General features: G+C 63.2%; 14 protein-coding genes. 9 read left to right on the top strand and 5 right to left on the bottom strand.

What is annotated here, in order from left to right; all coding sequences use genetic code 11:
- The first annotated feature begins 4 nt into the window (after nt 1-4).
- From AC04SH_RS01120 to lpxB, 8 genes are all read left to right on the top strand, one after another.
- Complete coding sequence (locus AC04SH_RS01120) at nt 5-820, top strand: phosphatidate cytidylyltransferase (protein ID WP_488573615.1); 816 nt, start codon at nt 5-7, stop codon at nt 818-820.
- 104 nt (nt 821-924) lie between these two features.
- Nucleotides 925-2,067: an RIP metalloprotease RseP gene (rseP, locus tag AC04SH_RS01115; protein ID WP_488573614.1), complete on the top strand. Its 1,143-nt coding sequence runs from the start codon at nt 925-927 to the stop codon at nt 2,065-2,067.
- A gap of 217 nt (nt 2,068-2,284) precedes the next feature.
- A complete protein-coding gene (gene bamA / locus AC04SH_RS01110; RefSeq protein WP_488573613.1) occupies nt 2,285-4,651 on the top strand; it encodes an outer membrane protein assembly factor BamA in 2,367 nt (788 codons plus the stop codon).
- A 76-nt stretch (nt 4,652-4,727) separates the two neighbouring features.
- Entirely contained in the window at nt 4,728-5,786 is a 1,059-nt protein-coding gene (lpxD, locus tag AC04SH_RS01105; protein ID WP_488573612.1) for a UDP-3-O-(3-hydroxymyristoyl)glucosamine N-acyltransferase, read from the top strand.
- A 1-nt stretch (nt 5,787) separates the two neighbouring features.
- Nucleotides 5,788-6,240 carry a 3-hydroxyacyl-ACP dehydratase FabZ gene (gene fabZ / locus AC04SH_RS01100; protein WP_488573611.1) on the top strand — a complete coding sequence of 151 codons (453 nt, stop codon included), beginning with the start codon at nt 5,788-5,790 and terminating at the stop codon, nt 6,238-6,240.
- A 15-nt stretch (nt 6,241-6,255) separates the two neighbouring features.
- Nucleotides 6,256-7,089: an acyl-ACP--UDP-N-acetylglucosamine O-acyltransferase gene (gene lpxA, locus AC04SH_RS01095; RefSeq protein WP_488573610.1), complete on the top strand. Its 834-nt coding sequence runs from the start codon at nt 6,256-6,258 to the stop codon at nt 7,087-7,089.
- Complete coding sequence (locus tag AC04SH_RS01090) at nt 7,076-7,978, top strand: LpxI family protein (RefSeq protein WP_488573609.1); 903 nt, start codon at nt 7,076-7,078, stop codon at nt 7,976-7,978. The genes lpxA and AC04SH_RS01090 overlap by 14 nt, the downstream gene beginning before the upstream one ends.
- Entirely contained in the window at nt 7,968-9,146 is a 1,179-nt protein-coding gene (gene lpxB / locus AC04SH_RS01085; RefSeq protein WP_488573608.1) for a lipid-A-disaccharide synthase, read from the top strand. Before AC04SH_RS01090 ends, lpxB begins: the two co-directional genes overlap by 11 nt.
- A 57-nt stretch (nt 9,147-9,203) precedes the next feature.
- On the opposite strand, the gene gltA is transcribed toward lpxB, so the two are convergent.
- Both gltA and gltX read right to left on the bottom strand, forming a co-directional pair.
- A complete protein-coding gene (gene gltA / locus AC04SH_RS01080; protein WP_488573607.1) occupies nt 9,204-10,535 on the bottom strand; it encodes a citrate synthase in 1,332 nt (443 codons plus the stop codon).
- 181 nt (nt 10,536-10,716) lie between these two features.
- Nucleotides 10,717-12,141, bottom strand: a complete 1,425-nt coding sequence (gene gltX, locus AC04SH_RS01075; protein ID WP_488573887.1) for a glutamate--tRNA ligase — start codon at nt 12,139-12,141, stop codon at nt 10,717-10,719.
- Between the two features lie 125 nt (nt 12,142-12,266).
- Between gltX and AC04SH_RS01070 the strand changes: the two genes are divergently transcribed.
- Nucleotides 12,267-14,726 carry a ComEC/Rec2 family competence protein gene (locus tag AC04SH_RS01070; RefSeq protein ID WP_488573606.1) on the top strand — a complete coding sequence of 820 codons (2,460 nt, stop codon included), beginning with the start codon at nt 12,267-12,269 and terminating at the stop codon, nt 14,724-14,726.
- Here AC04SH_RS01070 and lexA read toward each other — a convergent pair.
- From lexA to moaC, 3 genes are all read right to left on the bottom strand, one after another.
- On the bottom strand, nt 14,720-15,472 hold the full coding sequence (lexA, locus tag AC04SH_RS01065; protein ID WP_142865730.1) for a transcriptional repressor LexA: 753 nt from the start codon (nt 15,470-15,472) through the stop codon (nt 14,720-14,722). The two genes, AC04SH_RS01070 and lexA, sit on opposite strands and share 7 nt — an antisense overlap.
- Nucleotides 15,473-15,589: 117 nt before the next feature.
- Nucleotides 15,590-16,795: a molybdopterin molybdotransferase MoeA gene (locus tag AC04SH_RS01060; RefSeq protein WP_488573605.1), complete on the bottom strand. Its 1,206-nt coding sequence runs from the start codon at nt 16,793-16,795 to the stop codon at nt 15,590-15,592.
- The gene (moaC, locus tag AC04SH_RS01055; protein WP_488573604.1) at nt 16,795-17,277 is read right to left on the bottom strand and encodes a cyclic pyranopterin monophosphate synthase MoaC; all 483 of its coding nucleotides are present in this window, start codon (nt 17,275-17,277) and stop codon (nt 16,795-16,797) included. The genes AC04SH_RS01060 and moaC overlap by 1 nt, the downstream gene beginning before the upstream one ends.

The following is a 17,277-nucleotide window of genomic DNA, read 5'->3' as shown; positions in this document are numbered from 1 at the left end:
CGGGATGAACAATCTTCAGCTTCGCATCGTCTCGGCGCTGGTGCTGGCTGCAATAGCACTTGGCCTGACCTGGTTGGGCGGGCTGTGGTTCCGCTTGCTTTGCGCCGGCATGGCGGCGGTCATCTTCTATGAATGGGCGCGCATGTCGCGCCCTGCGGCCGGTGCGGCCCTCGGATTCGTTCCAGAGGCGTTGCTTCTGGTTTTCGTCGGCGCCCTGATCGCCGGCGTGCCGGCGTCGTGGCTGCTGTCTCTTGTCCTGGCCATGGTTGTCGTTGCGGCGGTCGGCGCACGCATGCGCGGAACCGCGCAATGGGATGCCGCCGGCCTTGCCTACGCAGCGCTGTCCGGCCTGTCGCTGGCGCTATTGCGCGACGGCGACCGTTCCGGCCTGGTCGCGATCCTGTTTTTGTTCGCCGTGGTCTGGGCGACCGACATCTTTGCGTATTTCGTTGGCCGCGCCGTCGGCGGGCCTAAGCTTGCGCCATCGATTTCACCCGGCAAGACGCAGAGCGGTGCGCTTGGCGGTGCTGTCGGCGGCGTGGTCGCCGGCGTGCTTCTGGCTGCCGCCGCCGGGGCCGGCAATCTTGGCGTCCTCGCTTTGGTCGCGTTGGTGTTGTCTATTGTCGCCCAGGCTGGCGACCTCTTCGAATCCTGGGTCAAGCGCCGGCACGGCCGCAAGGATTCCAGCGCGTTGATACCAGGGCACGGCGGCGTCATGGACAGGGTGGATGGGCTTGTCGCGGCGGCTTTTGCCCTATACGTCATCGGTTGGATTTCGGCGGGCGCCGATCATCCGGCGCAGGGGCTTTTTCCGGCTTGAGCGGCATTTGACGGCGAAGAAATGGCGCGTGCCACGGATTCGCCTGGATTGATGTCACAGTCGCGGCGTCACCTTTTCGCCGTGGGTGAATTTGAGGGCACGACTTGAACGAGATACTTCACGCGTTTTTCAGCACGCAAGGCTTTGTCCTCGGCACGCTGGTGCCGTTTCTGTTCGTGCTGACCGTCGTCGTCTTCGTTCACGAAATGGGCCACTACCTCGTCGGCCGCTGGTGCGGCATCGGCGTAAAAGCCTTCTCGATCGGCTTCGGCCCCGAGCTTTTCGGCTTCAACGACAGCCACGGCACGCGCTGGAAGCTTTGCGCCATACCGCTTGGCGGCTATGTCAAATTCGTCGGTGACATGAGCGCCACGTCGAGCCAGCCCGGCACGGAAGAGCTGGAGAAGCTGACCGATGCCGAACGCGAAGTTGCCTTCCACACACGGCCGATCTGGAAGCGCGCGGCCACGGTGGTTGCCGGGCCGCTGTTCAACTTCCTTTTGACCATTGCCGTCTTCACCGTGATGTTTTCTCTCTATGGCCGCCCGGTGCTGGAGCCGATGGTGGCTCAAGTCACCGCCGGTAGCCCGGCGGAAAGGGCCGGCATTTTGCCCGGCGATCGGTTCGTCGCCGTCAACGGCAGCAAGGTTGAGACCTTCGCCGACGTCCAGCGCCTTGTGCAGGGCCGCGCCGGCGACTCGCTTACCTTCACCATGCTGCGCGATGGCAAGGAGATCACCGTCACCGCGACGCCGGAGTTGATGGAACAGCAGGACGCGCTGGGCAACAAAACCAAGGTGGCCGTCATCGGAGTCGTCAACAACAAGGAGCTCGGCCAGCCGAGAGTGATCACCTACAGTCCGATTGGCGCGCTCGGAGCGGCGGTTGAGCAGACGGGGCAGGCCATTCAGGGCACTGGCCACTTCCTGCAACGTTTCGTTGTCGGCCGCGAGGACAAATGCCAGCTGGGCGGTCCGATCAAGATCGCCAAGATGTCGGGCCAGGCGGCCAAACTCGGCTTCGAATGGCTGGTGCAACTTGTTGCATTGCTGTCAGTCGGGATCGGAATTCTGAACCTTTTGCCGATTCCCCCCCTCGACGGCGGCCATCTCCTGTTCTACGCCATCGAAGCCGTTTTCCGACGTCCGGTATCGGAGCGGATGATGGAAATGGGGTACCGGGCCGGCCTCTTTCTGGTGCTGGGATTTATGGGCTTCGTTTTCTGGAACGATCTGTTTGGGTGCTGAAATCATGAAGAAATTCGGCTTCGGCACCGGCAATGTTGAGACGCCGTTTACCATGCACGGGGGTATGCGTGACGCGAAAGCCACGCATCAGGGTTAAGTAATTACAAATTAACCAGAAGCCTTGCGTGTAGGGAAAATCCGGTTAATACGGTAGGGGAAATTACCGCACGTCCGGTTTTCTCGCCGTGGGGACTTCGAGAAAAGGTACAAAAGCCCGATGAAGGCAGCATCCAAGTTTTTGAGCGCCGCGTCCGCGGTGGCTATGTCCGCCGCTCTGGTTGTGCCAGGCGCTCTCGCCGTGCAGTTCGTTGCCACATCTGCTGCGCAGGCGGCCGTTGTCTCGAGAGTCGAGGTCAGCGGCAACCAGCGTGTCGAGGCCGACACCATCCGCAATTACATCGCCATCAAGCCGGGCAAGGCGTTTTCCAGCGCCGATATCGACGATGCGGTCAAGGCGCTGTTCGGCACCGGTTTGTTCTCGGACGTCCAGATCAACCAGGTCGGCTCGACCTTGGTGGTCAAGGTTTCTGAATATCAGGTGGTCAACCAGGTCCTGTTTCAGGGCAACAAGAAGCTCAAGGACAATGCGCTGGCAATTGCGGTGCAGTTGAAGCCGCGCGGCACGTTCTCGCAGGCAACGTTGGATTCCGACGTCGAGGCGGTGAAGGCCGCCTACAGGCGCATCGGTCGTGACGATGCCGCCGTGACGACGCAGATCATGGATCTCGGCGACAACCGCGTGAATGTGGTCTTCAACATCAACGAAGGCGGCCGCACTAAGATCGCCGCAGTCAATTTCGTCGGCAACAGCGCCTATTCGAGCCGTCGTCTGTCCGACGTCATTGCCACCAAGCGCTCAAGCTTCCTGTCTTTTGTCCTACGCGACGATGTCTATGACGAGGATAAGCTGCGCGCCGACCAGGAGACGCTGCGTCGCTTCTACTACAATCACGGCTACGCTGACTTCCAGGTGGTTTCCGCTGTCGGTGAGCTCGACGACACCACCAACCAGTACACTGTTACCATCACCGTGCAGGAAGGCGATCGCTACACATTCGGCGATGTCAGCGTCGAGAGCACCATTCCGGAAGTCGATTCGAAGTCGCTGGAATCGGTGGTTCAGACCCACAAGGGCGACGTCTACAACGCCAAGGATGTCGAGGACACGATCATCGCGCTGACCGAGAAGGTCGCGGGTTCGGGTTATGCCTTCGCCCAGGTCACGCCGCGCGGCGATCGCAACTTCGAGAACCACACCATTTCGGTCGTCTATACGATCGACCAGGGCACCAAGGCCTATATCGAGCGCATCGAAATCCGCGGCAATGATCGCACGCGCGACTATGTCATTCGCCGCGAATTCGACGTCAGCGAAGGCGACGCCTTCAATCAGGTTTTGATCCAGCGCGCGAAGAAGCGCCTGGAAGCATTGGATTACTTTGATAAAGTCGATATTTCGACTGTTCCGGGCTCCGAGCCTGATCAGGTCGTGCTGGTGGTTGACGTGGTTGAGAAGTCGACCGGCGAGTTCTCGATCGGCGCCGGCTACTCGACCGGTGGCGAGACCGCAGGTCCGTCCGTCGAAGCATCGATCGCTGAGCGCAACTTCCTCGGTCGCGGCCAGTACATCAAGGTCTCGGCCGGCGGCGGCAAGAATTCGCGCGACTATGCGCTCTCCTTCACCGAGCCCTATTTCCTCGGACGACGCATCGCAGCGGGCTTCGATATCTACCAGCAGACCCGCAACTACTCGCACTACGACAGCGAGACGCTCGGCGCGACTGTTCGGTTCGGTCTGCCGATCACCGACAATATCTCGACGCAGCTGGCGTACAACATCGCGCAGGAAAAGTATAAATACGATGATGGCTGCTTGACCAACGGCGTCTATGACGACACGAAATGCGACGTTTCTGCTGCTATTCAGGAAGGGATCGCAGAAAGCCCGTGGATCAAATCGTCTGTCAGCCTCGGCTTGGTCTACAACACCATCGACGACATGAAGAGCCCGCATGAAGGCATCTACGCCACCAGCGCGGTGGAAGTGGCGGGCCTTGGTGGTGATGCCAAGTTCGTCAAGGTTACCGGTCGTGGCACTGTCTACCAGACCCTGTCCGAACAGCTGGATCTGGTCGCCCTGATCTCAGGCGGCGCCGGCCATATCGCGGGCTATGGCGACAACGGCCTGCGTATCTTCGATCAATTCCAGAGCAACGACCGCATGATCCGCGGCTTCCAGTACGGCGGTATTGGCCCTGCCGACGCCGTTACGCATGACCACCTGGGCGGCACCACCTATTTCAATGCGTCGGCGGAAGCCCAATTCCCAGTGCCGGTCATTCCGGAAAGCTTCGGCTTGCGCGGCGCTGTGTTTGCTGATGCCGCAACGCTATATGGCAGCAGCATTGAAACCGCTGGTGTCACCCAAGTCTCAACTGACATGAAGCTGCGTGCCTCGGTTGGTGTCGGCTTGTTGTGGTCGTCGCCTTTCGGCCCGATCCGCATCGACTATGCGATCCCGGTCAAGAAAGAGTCGACCGACGACGTGCAGGAATTCAACTTCGGCATGTCGAGCCGCTTCTGACGTTCGGGTAACGATGCTTCCGGGCCGTTGGGGTCCGGAAGAAACTGATCCGACCTAGCTGGATATTGCTTCTGGAATGACCGATCCGGTGTTCTTCGCGCCATCACGCCGGTATACGGCCGGCGAAGTCGCGAATCTGACCGGCGCGGCGCTAGTCGATTCCGACCTTGCCCACATATCGATCGACGCCTTGGCGCCAGCCAGTGAAGGCGGCGAGGGTGCGCTCGTCTTCGTCGACGGCAAGCGAAATTTCGCGCTGATGCAGTCGCTGAAGGCGGCGGCGGTGCTTTGTCCCACCGAATTCGCCGCCAAGGCGCCGGCCGGCATTGCGGTTCTGGTCCATCCTCGACCGCAACAGGCTTTCGCCATGATCGGCCGGCTGCTGTTCCCGACGGCGGCCACTCCGGGACCGATGACCAGCGAAACCGGGGTTTCGCCGCAGGCTCATGTCGATGCCTCGGCGCATATCGAGGCCGGCGCGATCATCGAAGCCGGAGCGGTCATCGGCCCGCGCGCTTCCATCGGCAGCGGAACGGTCGTTGCGCCCCACGCCGTTATCGGCCCCTCCTGCCAGATCGGCCGCGATGGCTATATTGGTCCAGGCGTGAGCGTCCAGTATGCCCTGATCGGCAACCGCGTCATCATCCACGGTGGCGCCCGCATTGGCCAGGACGGGTTTGGCTTCGTCGGCGGTGCCAAAGGGCCCGAGCGTGTGCCGCAGATCGGCCGCGTCATCATCCAGGACGATGTCGAGATCGGCTCGAACACGACAGTCGATCGCGGCGCCATGTCGGATACAATCATCGGCCAGGGCACCAAGATCGACAATCTGGTGCAGATCGCCCATAACGTTCGCATCGGTCGCAATTGCATTATAGCCGGGCTTTCGGGTATCTCCGGCTCCGTCGTCGTCGGCGATGGTGTCACCATGGGCGGCGGCGTTGGCCTTGCCGACCATTTGACCATAGGATCGGGGGCCAAGCTTGCGGCGAGAAGCGGGTTCATGAGCAACGTGCCGGCGGGCGAGATCTGGGGAGGCTATCCGGCGCAGCCGATGGCGGAAGCCATGCGCGAGATCGCCATGCTGCGCAAGCTCGCCAGGACGCGCAAGCAGGGCGAGGGGGGAAGTAGCTGAGATGGTGCCGGCGATGCTCGAAGCGGTCGATATATTGGGGTTGATGAAGCTTTTGCCGCATCGCTATCCCTTCCTGATGATCGATCGAATCGTCGAGATCGATGGCAATGATTCGGCTATCGGCATCAAAAACGTGACCATCAATGAGCCGCATTTCCAGGGCCATTTCCCGGACCAGCCGGTGATGCCAGGCGTGCTGATCATCGAGGCCATGGCACAGACGGCCGGCGCGATCTGCATTCGCAGCCTCAACACGGAAAAGCCGTCACTGGTCTATTTCCTGACCATCGACAACGCGAAATTCCGCAAACCGGTCGTTCCGGGCGACCAGCTGAAGATCCACGTCAAGAAAATCAAAATGCGCGGCAACCTGCTCAAATTCGCCTGCGAGGCCATGGTGGAAGGCGCAAAGGCCGCCGAAGCCGAGATCTCGGCAATGATGGTTACCGGCTGACGGTTCGACATGCTTATGAAAATACAGACTTCAATCCATCCCTCGGCCGTTATCGAGGCCGGTGCCCAAATCGGCGAAGGCGCCTCCATCGGGCCTTTCTGCTATGTCGGCACCGACGCCGTGATCGGTGACCGCGTCGAACTGGTCAGCCATGTCTCGGTGCTGGGTGCGACCACCATCGGCGCCGGGACCAAGGTTTATCCGATGGCGACACTGGGCGGGCCGCCACAAAACACCAAGCACAAGGGCGGCCGCACCACATTGGTTATCGGCCAGAACTGCACGATCCGCGAAGGCGCGACCATGCATCTCGGCACCGATTCCAGCCGCGGCGAGACGACCGTGGGGGACAACGGCAATTTCCTTGCCTATGCCCACATCGCTCATGACTGCGTCGTCGGCAACAACGCTACCTTCGCCAATGGCGCTACGCTGGGCGGCCATTGCGAGGTCGGCAACAATGTCTATATCGGCGGCCTGACGGCCGTTCACCAGTTTGTCCGTATCGGCGACAACGCCTTTCTCGGCGGCTGCTCGGCAATCGTCGGCGATGTCATCCCCTACGCCATTGCCGTCGGCAACCGCGCCAGCCTGCGCGGCCTCAACATCATCGGCCTGAAGCGCTCAGGCCTGTCGCGCACCGAAATCCAGGTGCTGCGCAAGACTTACAAGACGATCTTCGACCGCTCCCGCACCGTCGGTGAAAACATCGAATTCGCCAAGGCCGAGTTCGCCTCGTCGCCGACCGCCATGAAAATCATCGATTTCATCACCAGTCGCGGCAAGCGGCACTATGCCGTCCCGTCGCTTAAAGGTGGCGCCGGCGACGATGCCGATGACGAAGACTGAGGCCAGCTCAACGGGCCTCGATCTCGCGCCGGACGCCAGGGTCGGCATCATTGCCGGCGGCGGCAGCCTGCCGGTCGAAGTTGCCGCCGGCCTGGCAGAGGCCGGACATCCGCCCGTCATCATCCTGGTCGAGGGTCAGGCCGACCGTCAGTCCGAGCTCACCGTCTATGAGCATGAAAGCCTCGCCCTGGAAGATATCGGCTCGCTGGTTACGTTGCTGAGGCGGCGACGGATCACCCATCTTGTGCTTGCCGGCGAGATCAGGCGCAGGCCGCGGCTGGTCGACATGTGGCCGAGCCTTGGGCTGCTGGCGCTCATACCCTCCGTCGCCATGGCGCTTGCGCGTGGCGATGACGGCCTGTTGAAGATATTGACCCGCGGCCTGGAGGCGCGCGGCATCAAAGTTGTCGGCGCGCATGAGGTCGTGCCCCGGCTTGTCGCGACCGAAGGGCCGCTGACCAAGGCCGTGCCGCGAAAATCTGACTGGCGAGATATCGAGGCGGCACATGCGGCGGCAAAGGCTATCGGTGCGCTCGACATTGGTCAGGCGGCCATCGCCATCGGTGGCCGCACTATTGCCCTGGAAGGCGTCGAAGGCACTCACGGACTGCTCGAGCGGACGCAGCAGCTGCGAGGCCATGGCAGGCTCGCCGGCAAGACGCGCGGTGTCCTGGTCAAATGTGCAAAGCCCGGCCAGGAACTGCGCGCCGATCTCCCGTCCATTGGCCCGCAGACGGTCGAGGCAGCACACGCCGCTGGGCTTGCCGGCATTGCCGTCGAGGCCGGCCGTTCGCTGATCCTCGAAGGTCCCGTCGCTCTCGCGCGCGCCAATGCGCTTGGGCTGTTTGTGTATGGCCTGCCGGCCGTGGAGCCTGGCCATGGCAGGTGAGAAGCCGCTGAAAATCGCCATCGTTGCCGGCGAAGAGTCCGGTGACTTGTTGGGCGCCGACATCGTCCAGTCACTGAAACGCATGACCGGGCGCGATGTCAGGCTGGTCGGCATTGGCGGGCGGCATCTGCAGGCGCTCGGGCTGATGCCGCTGTTCGACGGGGCCGAGATCGCGCTGATGGGGCTCAGCGCCATTCTACGCGATCTGCCGCGCCTGATGCGGCGCATCGGCCAGACGGCTGGTGCGGTCGCTGCTGAGAAACCCGACTGTCTGATCACCATCGACAGCCCTGACTTTTCTTTGCGCGTGGCCAAAAAGGTCCGCGCTGCCGATCCTTCCATCCCGATCGTCCATTATGTCTGCCCGAGTGTCTGGGCATGGCGGCCGGGCAGGGCGGTAGCGATGAAGCCCTATGTCGACCACATACTGTGCATCCTGCCTTTCGAGGTGAAGGAGCTCAGCCGGCTCGGCGGCCCGCCCGGAACCTATGTCGGACACCGCCTCACGCATGATCCGGGTGTGCTCAGCGCGGCAAGGGCGCAAGGCCAGCCGCGCGATCTCTCAGCGGACCGCGTCAAGACATTGCTTGTGCTGCCCGGCTCGCGGCGCGGCGAGGTAAGCCGGCTTATCGATCCCTTCGGCCAGACGATCTCGGCGCTGCGCGCGCGTGGACACCGCCTGCGCCTGCTGTTGCCCACGGTGCCGCATGTCGCCGACCTGGTCAAAACATCGGTCGCGCGCTGGGATGAAAAGCCTGAGATCATCCTCGATGCCGAGCGCAAATGGCAGGCCTTCGGCAAGGCCGATGCGGCGCTGATTGCTTCGGGAACGGTATCGCTCGAACTGGCGCTGTCTGGTGTGCCGATGATCTCATGCTACCGGCTCGATCCGGTGATGCGCATGGTCCAGGGGCTGGTCACGGTGTGGAGCGCCACCTTGCCCAATCTGATCGCCGACCAGGCGATCGTGCCGGAGCACTACAACCAATATGTGCGACCGCGCTATCTGGCGCGGCAGCTCGAGGCTCTGTTTTCAGACACAGCCTATCGCACTTGGCAAAAGGACGGTTTTGCCGAGGTTGCCAGGCGCATGGCCACTGACAAGCCCTCCGGCGATATCGCGGCGGAAGTCGTTCTTCGCCACGTCAAGCTTCGTCACTCCAACTAAAAAGCGCCCTTGCGGGCGCTTTTTGCAGTGTCACGGCGAAGCCGCATGCGGCTTCGATTACCGCTTTGCGATCGGCACGTAGTCGCGTTCCGGCGCGCCGGTATAGAGCTGGCGCGGGCGGCCGATCTTCTGGTGCGGATCCTCGATCATTTCCTTCCACTGCGCGATCCAGCCGACGGTGCGGGCGACCGCGAACAGCACGGTGAACATGGTGGTGGGGAAGCCCAGCGCCTTCAGCGTGATGCCGGAATAGAAGTCGACGTTCGGATAGAGCTTCTTCTCGATGAAGTAGGAATCGGTCAGCGCGATCTTTTCCAGCTCCATGGCGATGTCGAGCAGCGGATCGTCCTTGATGCCAAGTTCGCCCAGCACCTCATGCGCGGTCTTCTGCATGATTTTCGCGCGAGGATCGTAGTTCTTGTAGACGCGGTGGCCAAAGCCCATCAGCCGGAACGGATCGTTCTTGTCCTTGGCGCGGGCGATGAATTCCGGGATGTGGTCGACATGGCCGATCTCGCCCAGCATGTTGAGCGCGGCCTCGTTGGCGCCGCCATGCGCAGGGCCCCACAGGCAGGCGATGCCGGCGGCGATGCAGGCGAACGGGTTGGCGCCCGACGAGCCGGCAAGACGCACCGTCGAGGTCGAGGCGTTCTGCTCGTGGTCGGCATGCAGGATGAAGATACGCTCCATGGCGCGCGCCAGCACCGGGTTGATCTTGTATTCCTCGCACGGCACGGCAAAGCACATGTGCAGGAAGTTGGCGGCGAAGTTCAGCTCGTTCTTCGGGTAAATGAAGGGCTGGCCGATATGGTATTTGTAGGCCATGGCCGCGATCGTCGGCATCTTGGCGATCAGCCGCATCGAGGCGACCATGCGCTGATACGGGTCCGAAATGTCGGTGGAGTCGTGATAGAAGGCCGACAGCGCGCCGACCACGCCGCACATCACAGCCATTGGGTGCGCGTCGCGGCGGAAGCCGGTGAAGAAGCGCGACATCTGCTCATGCACCATGGTGTGGCGCGTCACCCGGTAGTCGAAGTCGTCCTTCTGCGCCTTGGTCGGCAGTTCACCGTAGAGCAGCAGGTAGCAGACTTCGAGGAAGTCGCCATGCTCGGCCAGCTGGTCGATCGGATAGCCGCGGTGCAGCAGGATGCCGGCATCGCCGTCGATGAAGGTTATCGCCGACTCGCAGCTCGCCGTCGAGGTGAAGCCGGGGTCGTAGGTAAAGGCGCCGGTGGTGTTGTAGAGCGCACCGATGTCGATGACGTCAGGCCCGACCGAGCCGCTTCGCACCTTGAGTTCGTACGTCTTGCCGGCCAGTTCGAGCGTGGCAGTCGACGGGTGCGTCGTCTTGCTGCCGGTTTCCAGTTTTGTCGCAGCTTCGCTCATTCTCAAACTCCTTCATGTTCCTCATGCCGGCAAGGCAATTCCTGCTAACGACACGTCGAAATCACCGGAATGCGCGAACTCGCCACCGCATTTTGGGAGGTGCGTGCCAGATTGGGCCAGGGCCTAATGTTGCACTGCGAAACGCGCCTTTCAATGCCAATCTTCTTGGGCCAGTTCGCTCCTAATCGATTTGATCGCCAATCCGCGCCAGGCTTTCCCCGCGGCCGAGCACGGCAAGCACGTCGAAAACGCCGGGCGAGGTGCTGCGGCCGGTAAGGGCTGCTCTCAGTGGCTGGGCCACGGCGCCAAGCTTGTGGCCGCCAGCCGTCGCGAACTCGCGCACCGCGGATTCCGCAGCAGCGGCCGTCCATTCGCCCGAAACCGTCTGCAAAGCCGCGTGTGCGCCACGCAGGATCGCCCGCGCGTCGGCATTGAGCAGTGCGGCCGCCTTCTCGTCGATCGGCAGCGGCCGCTCGACGAACAGGAAGCCGGCGCCATCGGCCAGCTCGACCAGTGTCTTGGCGCGCTCCTTCAGGCCGGGCAGGGCGGCCAGCAGTTGCGCCTTCCTGGTGTCATCGAGGCGGGCGGCCAGCGCCGGGCCGCCTTCGAGATAGGGAAGAGTGGCGACGAAGATGTCGATAAGTGCCTGATCATCCATCTTGCGCATATGCACGCCGTTCAGCGCGTCGAGCTTGGCGAAGTCGAAGCGCGCCGCACCCTTGTTGACGTCGCCGATGTCGAACCATGAGATCATGTCCTTGATCGACATCACCTCGTCGTCGCCATGGCTCCAGCCGAGGCGGGCGAGATAATTGAGCAGCGCCTCGGGCAGATAACCCATGGCGCGGTAGGCCTCGACGCCGAGCGCGCCATGCCGCTTTGACAGCTTGGCGCCGTCGGCGCCGTGGATCAGCGGGATGTGCGACATGGACGGCACCTCCCAGCCCATGGCGTTGTAAATCACTGTCTGGCGCGCGGCATTGGTCAGATGGTCGTCGCCACGAATGATGTGGGTGACGCCCATGTCGTGGTCGTCGACGACGACGGCATGCATGTAGGTCGGGACACCATCCGAACGCAGGATGATGAAATCGTCGAGATCCTTGTTGGGGAAGCGCACCTCGCCCTGCACGCGGTCATGCACCACGGTCTCGCCCTCGGTCGGTGCTTTGATGCGAATGGCGCCCTTGACGCCGGCTGGCGCCTCGGAGGGGTCGCGGTCGCGCCAAGCACCATTGTAGCGCGGCGGCAGGCTCTTGGCGCGTGCCGCCTCGCGCATCGCCTCGAGCTCGGCGGGAGTCTCGTAGGCGTAGTAGGCCTTGCCCAGGCGCACCAGCTCCTCGGCCACCTCGCGGTGGCGCGGCGCACGCTCGAACTGCGAGACGGCCTCACCGTCCCAGGACAGGCCGAGCCAGGTCAGCCCATCGAGAATGGCCTGGGTTGCCGCAGCGGTGGAGCGTTCGCGGTCGGTGTCCTCGATGCGCAGCAGCATCGTGCCGTCAGTGTGCTTGGCGTAGAGCCAGTTGAACAGCGCGGTGCGCGCGCCACCGATATGCAGGTAGCCGGTGGGCGAGGGGGCAAAACGGGTGACCACCCTGTTGGACATGGCAATTTTGTTGGACATGGCAATTCTCGGGGCAAGGCTAGAAAACGGGGTGCGTGATCGCGCGGACTTTCGCACTTTGCGCGTTCATGTAGCATAGGGGGTCTGGGGCGCAAGGGGCAGACCCGATGGCTGGACGTGGCCGGGGCGAGGATCAAGGCGAGGGCGCTGCGACAAGCGTCAACGAACGCTCCCTGTTTGCCGACAGTCCCTATGCCGAGCCGATGCCCGTCGCGCTGCCCGAGACGCGACCTGGTCTCCGGCCTTTGTCTCCGGATGACACTGCGTCGGCGTCGGTCGACGCCGTGCCCGGATCCGCCATTCGTCTGCGCAGGCTGCTGCGCCGATCGACATGGCCAGCAATCCGCCGCAGCGTTGCCATGGCCGCCGTCACCGAACTCGACCGTGGCGTTGCCTTTCTGCTGGTGCCGGTTTTCCTGGCGGCCGGCGTCATCATTTATTTCTCGCTGGCCAGCGAGCCAGGCTTTGCCCAGCCAATCGCGATTGTGCTGCTCACGGCCTGTTGCGCAGCCGTCGCGCGGTCCTGGCCGAAGACGCATCTGCTCTGCATGGCTGCCATGCTGTGCGCGCTTGGCGTCGTCGCCGCCAAGGTCGAGACCTGGCACGCCGGAACGCAAATGCTTGGCTCCGAGATCCAGACACGACTGACCGGACGCGTCGTCAGTCTCGAGCAGATGGAGAACGGCCGCGTAAGGCTGACGCTCGACGTGATTTCGACCGCTCGCCCCAGGCTGCGCTACGCGCCGGAGCGGGTCAGGCTCTCGGCGCGCGCCGTTCCCGCCGATATGACCGCCGGCTCCCTGATCACCGGCTATGCCAGGCTGTTGCCGCCGACCGGTCCGGTGCGGCCGGAGAGCTACGATTTCTCCTTCGACAGCTATTTCACCGGCATCGGCGGCAGCGGCTTCTTTCTCGGTAATCCGAAAACCATTGCTTCGCAGGGCCCGCCGCCGCTGACCGCACGGCTCTCTTCGGCAATCGAGAATGCGCGCGAAAACATTGCCGACCATATCAGGGGCAAGATCGGCGGCGCCGAAGGCGAGATTGCCGCGGCGCTCATTGTCGGTGTGCGCGCCGGCATTCCGGACGAGGTCAACGAGGCGATGCGGCGCACCGGCATCTACCACATCATCTCCATTTCCGGCCTGCACATGGCGCTGGTCGCCGGCACCATCATGGCATTGCTGCGTGGCGCCTTTGCGCTATTTCCGGATTTCTCCTCGCGCCAGCCGGTCAAGAAATATGCCGCCGCCGCGGCGCTTGTTTCCATCGCCGCCTATCTCGTCATTTCAGGCATCGTGGTTGCCGCCGAGCGCAGCTTCATCATGCTGGCGGTCATGCTTGTCGCGGTGCTGTTTGATCGCGCAGCGCTGACCATGCGCAATCTGGCGATCTCGGCCATCGCCGTCATCCTGATGTCGCCGCACGAGGTCGTCGGCCCGAGCTTCCAGATGTCGTTTGCGGCTACTGCCGCCCTTGTCGGCGCCTATGCCGGCTGGGCTGACTACCGCGCCGACAAGGTGAGAACGCCGCCCGCAAGGCGCTCGTTCGTCGGCTTCCTGTCGCGAAAATTCGTGCTGGCCATGGGCGGTCTCGCCATGACATCGATCATCGCAGGCAGCGCCACTTTGCTGTTTGCCATCTGGCATTTTCAGCGCGTGTCGCCACTCAGCCTGCTCGCCAATCTGGCGGTGATGCCGATCGTCTCGCTGGTCGTCATGCCGTTTGCGGTGCTCAGCGCGCTGGCCATGCCGTTCGGCGCCGATGGGCCGTTCCTCTATGTCATGGGCAAGGGGCTGACGGCGATGATCGCCATCTCCGCCTGGATTTCTCAGCGTTCGCCGGTCGATGCCGTCGGGCTGATCTCAATCCGCTCGGTGCTGCTGGTAGCGGTCGCCCTCGTCATCGCCACCATGGCCACCACCTGGCTGAGGCTGGCGGCCGTGCCTTTCGCGCTGGCCGGCCTGTTGACTGTGCCGCAGGTGCGCACGCCCGATGTGCTTATCTCGGAGGATGCGCATCTGGTGGCATTGCCAATCGGCGGCGGCGAACTCGCGCTCAACCGGGAACGCTCGAACGAATTCACCACCGATAATTGGAAACGGGCATTGAGAGCCGAAACCATTATCCCGCCTGAGATTTTCGAGGCAACGGACACGCGGTTCGATCTAGAGCCACTCGACTTGCCGCCAGGCTCGCCCTTCTATTGCACAGGCAATCTCTGCATTGCCCGGCACCCCGCCGGAGCCATCATCGCGCTGGCAAAAGACCGCAACACAGCGCGGCCAGCCTGCGCTTTCGCGAGCCTGATCGTCATCGACGACGCCACCGCCTACAATCCGTGCCGCGACCCGCTGGTGCTGGTCGTGACCAAGAAGCAACTTGCCCGCGATGGTAGTGCCGCCGTCTTCTTCGACCCACAATCGGCCGCGACAGCGCCAACCATCCGCTTCGCCGTCGACAAGCCCTATCGTCCCTGGCACGAGCAACGCCGCTTCTCACGCGAAGCGCGTGGAATGCCGCCTTATAAGCAGCCCGAGAAGTACAAACCTAAACCGGCTCAGTAGCGCCTGATCAGCCCAACCAGCTTGCCCTGCACCTTGACCCTGTCCGGCCCGAAGATGCGGGTTTCGTAGGCCGGGTTGGCGGCTTCCAGCGCGATCGAGGCGCCCTTGCGGCGGAAGCGCTTCAGCGTCGCTTCCTCTTCATCGACCAGCGCCACCACGATCTCGCCGGGGCTCGCCGTATCGGCATTGCGGATGATCACCGTGTCGCCGTCGAAAATGCCGGCCTCGATCATCGAGTCACCCTTGACCTCGAGCGCGTAGTGTTCGCCGCCCATAATCATGTCCGGCGGCACCGAGATCGAATGGGTCTGGTGCTGGATGGCGTCGATCGGCACACCGGCGGCGATGCGGCCCATCACCGGGATCGACACCGCGGAAACCGCGTCGTCATTGCCGGCCGACATCGAACGAGAAGAGGAGGCCGGCTTGATCTGGCGGCCGAGACCGCCTTGCCCCTGACCGCCTTGACCGAGACTGCCCTGGATGACGCTCGGCGAAAACTTCTTCGCCGCGTTGAGGCCGGGCGCGATCGAGTCGGGCAGCCGCAGCACTTCCAGTGCTCGAGCCCGGTTCGGCAGCCGGCGAATGAAGCCGCGCTCCTCCAGCGCCGTGATCAGGCGATGGATACCGGACTTCGAGGCAAGGTCGAGCGCCTCCTTCATCTCGTCGAAAGACGGCGGGATTCCGCTCTCCTTCAGGCGTTCATGGATGAACATCAGGAGTTCATGTTGTTTGCGCGTCAGCATCGCGGCCCCCACGGGTTCTGAAACCAGAATCGGAAAAAACAAACCCAGAACAAACACTATCTGTTCCAGTTGTGTTCCGCAACCTTTTAAAGTTTAATGAATGTGTTGACGTTTTGTTCAGCGTAACATCAGCACGCTGCAGGCCGCACCCGCGGCTGAGGCCGGAGCGAAGGGCTCGCGCACGATCAAGCCGTTGGCGTCGGCCAGCATTCTCAGCATCGAGGAATCCTGGATGCCGAATGGCGTTGCCACCAGTGCGCCGGCTTCATCCCGGACCACGGCGCGCACATAGTCTTGCCTGAGATCGTTGGCCGGCATCGCGGCGCCAAGTTGCGCCGGGCGAATGTCCTGCCGATGGACGCGGCCGCCGAGCTGCGCCAACAGCGGCTTCAGGAACAGCTGCGAACAGACCAGGCTCGCCACCGGATTGCCGGGCAGGCCGATGCACCTGATATCGCCGAGACGCCCGAACATCAGCGGCTTGCCCGGGCGCATGGCGAGCTTCCAGAAATCGAGCTTCATGCCTTCGCCGGTCAACACGTCGTGCACGAGGTCGTGGTCGCCGACCGAGGCGCCGCCGAGCGTCACGATAACGTCGGCCTTTGCCGCGACAGCCTTGCGCACCAGCGCCGCTATGTCGGCCTTGCGATCTGCCGCGATGCCGAGATCAAGCGCTTTGGCGCCGACAGACTGCGCGGCGGCCACAACACCGTAAGCGTTGGAGGAGATAATCTGATCCGGACCGGGGTCACGCCCCGGCGGCAGCAATTCGTCGCCGGTGGCGATGATCGCGACCAGAGGCCGGCGCACGACGTTGAGCCTCGGATGATTGGCCGACGCCGCAAGCGACAATGCGGCCGGATCGAGCACGCGACCTTTTTGCAGGAGCAGGTCGCCTTGCGAGAAATCCAGTCCACGGCGGCGGATGTTACGGTCTTTCGCGGTCGGCTCGGTGACCTCGATATGGCCATTGCCAAGGTCGCGGACATTCTCCTGGATGACGATCGTGTCGGCACCTTCGGGCACCGGCGCGCCGGTGAAAATGCGGACAGCCTCCGCCCTGCCGACAGAGCCGTCAAAGCCGCGTCCGGCCGGGGCCATGCCGATCACCGAAAGCCGCGCCGGGGCGGATGCCACATCCTGCGCCCGCGCGGCATAGCCGTCCATGGCGGACGCGTTGAAAGGCGGCTGGGTGCGTAGCGCCACGACAGGCTCCGCCAGCACCCGGTCGGCCGCATCCGCCAGCGCGACGCTCTCGGCCGGCAGCGCCGCAGCGCCGTCCAGCAGGCGCTCCAGCGCCTCGGCGACCGGGACAAGCGCCATCAGGCGCCCGCCTTGTAGTCGCCGGACTTACCGCCGGTCTTTTCCACAAGCCTTATGCCGGAAATCACCATGGCGCGATCGGCCGCCTTAGCCATGTCGTAAATAGTCAGGCATGCCACCGAGGCTGCGGTCAGCGCTTCCATTTCGACCCCGGTCTTGCCGGTGACGCGGGCGAGCGCGGTGACCCTGAGGCCGGGCAGCGCCGCGTCCGGCTCGATGTCGACCGACACCTTGGTCAACAGCAGCGGATGGCAGAGCGGGATCAGCTCATGCGTCTTCTTGGCTGCCATGATGCCGGCGATGCGCGCTGTGCCCAGCACATCGCCCTTCTTGGCGTCGCCGTCGAGGATCATTTTCAGGGTTTCCGGCTGCATCGAGACAAAACCCTCGGCAATCGCCGTGCGCGTCGTCTCCGCCTTGTCGCCGACATCGACCATGTTGGCCTCGCCCTTGGCGCCGAGATGGGTGAGGGCGGCTGGCAT

This window comes from Mesorhizobium sp. CNPSo 4688, from assembly GCF_057784295.1.
The sequence above is the reverse complement of the archived record's forward strand: the minus strand, read 5'-3'. Positions and strand labels throughout refer to the sequence as shown.